3 protein-coding genes are annotated in these 5,546 nt (G+C 46.6%); 1 reads left to right on the top strand and 2 read right to left on the bottom strand.

The window, feature by feature from the left end; all coding sequences use genetic code 11:
• Positions 1–53: 53 nt before the first annotated feature.
• On the bottom strand, positions 54–2,381 hold the full coding sequence (locus tag Q0668_RS11850; protein ID WP_298864681.1) for a M48 family metallopeptidase: 2,328 nt from the start codon (positions 2,379–2,381) through the stop codon (positions 54–56).
• 142 nt (positions 2,382–2,523) lie between these two features.
• Positions 2,524–3,297: a M90 family metallopeptidase gene (locus Q0668_RS11845; RefSeq protein ID WP_298864679.1), complete on the bottom strand. Its 774-nt coding sequence runs from the start codon at positions 3,295–3,297 to the stop codon at positions 2,524–2,526.
• Between the two features lie 310 nt (positions 3,298–3,607).
• Between Q0668_RS11845 and Q0668_RS11840 the strand changes: the two genes are divergently transcribed.
• On the top strand, positions 3,608–5,167 hold the full coding sequence (locus Q0668_RS11840) for an arylsulfatase (protein ID WP_298864677.1): 1,560 nt from the start codon (positions 3,608–3,610) through the stop codon (positions 5,165–5,167).
• The last annotated feature ends 379 nt before the right edge of the window (positions 5,168–5,546 follow it).

Genomic DNA, 5,546 nt, shown 5'->3' with positions numbered 1-5,546 from the left:
ATGTCAGAAATCAGAGTGATCGAACTTTTGTAAGCCAGATTCTTTATCAGATGTTACTCATCCGCCTCAGACTCTGCTTCAGGTTCAAATTCGGGCAAGATTTCCAGACCGATTAATAATTCAACCTGTTCTGCCAGTAAACAAAGTTTTCCCAGAACGCGATGATTCAGTGCCATGAGATTTTCGAATAACATCTCGGCAGCAGAGAGTAAATCTCCCGGATTATTAGATTCCGGCGTGCGAGACAATGCAAATTCGGAAATAGAGATTTCTGCCTGGGTATGCTCAAAGGGGTAGGAATATCTTTGAAATCGAGATTGAATCGATTCGATTTGTGTTTCAAGCTTGCCCATTTCCGTCATTACAATTTCACAATACTTTTCATCATTCCGTTTCTCATCAAAGAACTGCAGTAACACCTGGAAAGAGGTGCCATTCATGTGCAATTCCCATAAAGCGGAAATCTGTGAATTAGTAATCTGGAGCGTAAGCAGCAAATTACGTAAATCAGCTTCCCAATTTTCAGCGTCAGGAATTTTGGATTTGACTTTGGGAACCAGAAACAGCTGTAACGCTCGTTCCAGCCGCTTCACAATCACCGATTCATATTTTTCCAGATCCAACCGCATCTCACCTTTTTTACGATCAATGACGGCATTAGCTTTGATCACTTTGTCAAAATCAACAAGTGAGTTGATAAATTTGTCTTCGCTTCCCAGCTTGAGTTTGGCTCGAATCGCAATCGCGGCTACATTCACACTCAGAGACTTTGATTCATATTCACGAATTTGATCAACAAAAGATTGATACTTTAATCGATGCTTCAAAAGTGTATCCCGACAACTTTTTAATTCCTGAGCACATTGCTTAGCATCCTCAGGAACCTGGATGGCATGCTCAGAAAATGATAAGGGACGATTGGGATAGATTGCCCCTTGATAATACCGTTGGACTGCTCGATGAGATTTCTCTTCTTCCCCCTGTCGAATTAATAATTCATCAACAGAATGTAATTCTTCGCGCGGAATTTCCTTTCCAAAAACACTCCAGTAAAAATCCCGGGTAACATACTTTGCTTCACGGGAAAAGTTGCTTAGCAGGATGGTTGCCGGAGATTTGAGTCGAAAAACCCCCTCTGCTTCCTCTTGCTGCGCATTCGCAACTCGTTCGGGAGTGGCAGGGTGCGTGTCAAACCAGCCCGTCGTTTCCTGCTGGATTGCCGCATCAACGGCCTGAATGACACTTTCGGGAAGCTTCTTCAAATTGATATTAATCAAAGCTGGTAAATTATCGACGAGTCTTCCCTCAGCATAAAACTGACCTAAATCACTTAACGCTCCCTGATTGGCAACGCTCAGCAACATCAACCTTCTACTGGTTGAAGCAAAGCAACGACTACCCGCTAATCGCGTTTCATATCGGTCTGCATCAAATTCCATCTGCCGCATTAAAAATCCACTTACGAGATGCCCGGTCATCATTAGAACCCACAGGATCTTTCGAGTGAGCCAGACAAAAAATCGGGCAAGATATAAGATCCAGCTGATTCGCAAATCGAGTGACTCCGACAGATGCTCAAGCCGCTCATCCCAATCATCGCGTTCATATACCACTCGCAAAAACCACAGATTGATACTGCGAATGATAAAGGAAAGCCTCATGCCTGCCCCTTGTGAAAAATGGCCAAATTCATGTGCCAAAACACCAGTAAACTGCCTCAAAGACATACCGGCAACCAGGGGCATACCAATGGTTAAAACGAGATCATTGCCAAACATACTCAGCCAACCACGCCTGAAACTGGCAGAAGCGTTGACCTGAATATCCAAATTAATTTGAACCGGGGATGGCGCACCGACGGCTTCACAAACTCGATCAACAAACGTGAACAGTAATGGTTCCTTTTCTCGCTTGAGGGATCGCCAGGCTGACGATTGAGAAGGTCGCGAAAAGAGTGGCTTGAGCATGAAGATAATCAGGATCACACCTACCACAATTGGTGCCAGATAAACCAGGGCCATGGCAACCATACCCTTACCCCGATTACGAGTCGAAGAACTGGAGTTAGCCACATCAAAGAGACTCAACGAATGCACGGCATGAAAATAGATACTCCACATCACCAGACCAATGAGACCCAGATAGATCAGCGGCAACAAAATCATCACGATACTCACTAGAATCGCACAAAGTCGATAAAGCATCGTGGGTGCAACAGGCGCGATATCTCCTTCAAACGCCTGCATTATTTGCTGGGGAGTCAGTTCTTTCGCTGTCTTCTGAGATTTTTTTTTGGAGACAGTGGACTGCTTTGTACCTGTCTTTTCTAGGTCGACAGAATCTCGTTTCTTCTGAGATTGCTTAGGTCTTGAGTCGCTCATCCCAAATCCAGCCTTGTTCTTATCAACGGGAAAAACCAAACGGACAGTATATGGTCTAATAGCCACACTTTGGTCAGAACATATATTAAAAGCTCGGTTTTGAAAAATCTACGCCCGAATTAAAAATTATCCAGACGGAACTTCAATCATCCGCTTGGGCCGGATCCTGCTGATAGAACATTTTCAAGGTCTCATATAAATCAAGAGAGTATTCGCGCATCTGCGCGCCTTGCTCAAAGAAATGTTCCGAGCTGACGGCAAAGAACTCCGCAGGATTTGTAGATCCATAGGGGTCGATAAAGGTTTCTTCACCTTGGGCCAGCTGATCGCGTAATTCCTGGAACTCAGCCGTCATGACTTCTTCCCAGCGTTGATATTCTTCGTTGTTATGCAACGGCGGTGTTCCGTTGAATTGACCTTCTGTGGCATCATAATAATGGGCAAATTCATGTACGACTACATTGCGACCATCATCGGGAATCTGGCCCCCTTCATAAATGCTGGACCAGGAAAGAATGATCGGCCCCTTTCCCCAGGATTCGCCTAACCGAAACGAAGTTCCTTCCGTCAGGACTCCAATCGAATTTTGAAAGTTGTCGGGCGCAGCGTAAGTATCAGGGTAAACCAGAATCGTTTTCAAATGATCAAAACAATCTTTAGCAAAGCCTAATGTAATCAGGCAGGCCTGCCCGGCAATCGTCAGTTTGACCTCTTCGGTAATCTGAAAACCGTTGCAGCCTTCCCAATATTTTTCCTGAACGAAAATCTGCACCCGTTGATATAAAAGTGCGCGCTGCTGCGAATTCAGTCTCGAAAGTTGCCTGACATTCTGATCCAGAATGGCCTCCCAGTGACCCGGCATGGGAGAACTCAAGATTTTCTTGCGTCGACGGTTTCGCAACCAGGTAAAAATCATGAACGGCATTCCTCAACAGTAACTCTGGTACTCGATGCTTAACGTAAACCACTAATTTCAAGAGCATTATAATACTTTTACCGGTTCATGACAGGGTGTTCAAAACTATAAATAGTGAAGATCAGAGATGATAGTTCGGCAAGCAGGCTCTCTCTAAATGATCGAGCACATGTCAGGTCAATGATCACCAAATTTTCTGGTTCTCTGCCACTTCATTGAATGAAAATGCTAAACATGGCAGAATTGACTCTCTAAAAGATTGCTGTAACCATTCCAAGCCCGTTCAAATTCTATCATGATGAAAGCCGTTATGAACCGAATTGTACTATTCATATTGATGACTGCTACTTTCTGTTTCTCATTTCAAGATCACAGGCAACTCCAGGCAGCCACTCCGAAAAAACCGAACATTGTCATCATCTACGCCGATGATCTCGGTTATGGAGATGTCTCCTGTTATAATCCAGACCGTGGCAAAATCTCCACACCGCATATCGATCAACTGGCGGCAGAGGGCATGCGATTTACCGACGCGCATTCTTCATCTGGCGTTTGTTCACCTTCGCGCTACACCCTGCTCACAGGACGCTATCATTGGCGAACCCATTTGCAGAAAGGCATCGTGGGACTCTGGGGTAAACCGCTGATCGCCACAGACCGGCTTACCATAGGTTCAATCGCAAAGCAGGCGGGTTACAAAACTGCCTGTATCGGCAAATGGCACCTGGGCTGGGAATGGCCAATCGCGAAGGAGAACCGTCCGTATTTTGGGCGATTCAAAAAAGACGCAAAGCCAACGCAAGAACATCGCAACGCCTGGCGCGAGACGTTCTCCCAAATGATTGCCGGCGGTCCAACTACGCGCGGGTTTGACGAATATTTCGGCACCGACGTGCCCAATTACCCGCCATTTTGCTTCATCGAAAATAATCGCACCGTCGGCATTCCCTCTCAATTCCTGCCACAGTCGAAGTTGGTGAAGAATCAGGCCAGCCTGCAGGGCCCTGCGGTCAAAGACTGGGCGCTGGAACCGATTCTCCCTGCCCTGGGCGAACGGACAGCGCAGTTCATTCGGCGCGAAGCAAAAACACCGGAACCGTTTTTGATTTACATGCCCCTGACTTCACCCCACACGCCGCTTTCGGTAAACGAGGAATGGAAGGGCAAAAGTAATCTCAATCTCTACGGCGATTTTGTCATGGAAACCGATGCCGTGGTGGGCCAGGTTTTGGACGCGATCCAGGCAAGCGGTGCGGCCGAGAATACCTTGGTTCTTTTCACCAGTGACAACGGCTGCGCCCATTACATCGGCACGAAAGAGATGGAAGGCAAAGGGCACTTCGCCAGCGGCCCCTTACGCGGATACAAATCGGACGCATGGGAAGGCGGACATCGTGTACCTTTCATCGTGCGCTGGCCGGGAATGGTCAAACCCGGAAGCACTAATACAAACCTGACCCATCAGGCCGATGTAACGGCGACCCTGGCAGAGATCCTTGGCCAGACATTACCAGACGATGCCGGTGAAGACAGCTTCAGCTTTTTATCTCAACTCAAAGGCGCCAACAAACCAGTCCGTCCTCACGCTATTAGTTGCTCGATTCGCGGCGTGCCCAGTTTGCGCGACGGCGATTGGAAATATATTCCCGCTACCGGATCGGGTGGCTGGACAAAAGGCGGCGGAAACTTTCCGGTCCAACTCTATAACCTGGCCGATGACATCGGGGAAACCAACAATCTAGCCAATAAGCATCCTGAACGCGTATCGGCGATGCAAAAATTACTGGAAAACCTCATTACCAAAGGCCGCAGTACACCGGGTAAAAATCAGGAGAACGACGTTGAAGTCGTGCGTTACGGGAAGAAATAGATTCAGCCTATTGAAAACCTGGAACGTAGGAGCGTTGTTCTATCTAAAATCGATAGCCACTTTCTATTTCTCATAGACTGAGCCAAAATCAGGAGCCATCCAGTGATCGGTAACGTTTCTTCAACTCTTTATGATGTATCACTTAATCGAAATTGATTCGTGTATAGACTTGCTTGACCCGGTGGTATGCATCACAGATACTCAAAGAAACCATCTCGCTAACCTTAAGATAAAAATTTACAGAGGAGCCCTCATGCCAACTGCAACAGCAGGTTTACCATATAAATCAGCGACATTCATCATTACTTCACTCACATTTTTCCTTATATTCAGTTCGCAAAATACAGCATTTTCTTCTGAAAAACGCAGCGTACCGAAC

The organism is uncultured Gimesia sp., assembly GCF_937910335.1.
Lineage (GTDB): Bacteria > Planctomycetota > Planctomycetia > Planctomycetales > Planctomycetaceae > Gimesia.
Note: the sequence above shows the minus strand (reverse complement) of the source record. Positions and strands in the feature narration are given on the sequence as shown.

What these genes read in the sequence shown, in the direction of transcription:
- Q0668_RS11845 (WP_298864679.1), bottom strand. Translation starts at nt 3,297, where the DNA reads ATGATTTTTACCTGGTTGCGAAACCGTCGACGCAAGAAAATCTTGAGT.
- Q0668_RS11840 (WP_298864677.1), top strand. Translation starts at nt 3,608, where the DNA reads ATGAACCGAATTGTACTATTCATATTGATGACTGCTACTTTCTGTTTC.
- Q0668_RS11850 (WP_298864681.1), bottom strand. Translation starts at nt 2,381, where the DNA reads ATGAGCGACTCAAGACCTAAGCAATCTCAGAAGAAACGAGATTCTGTC.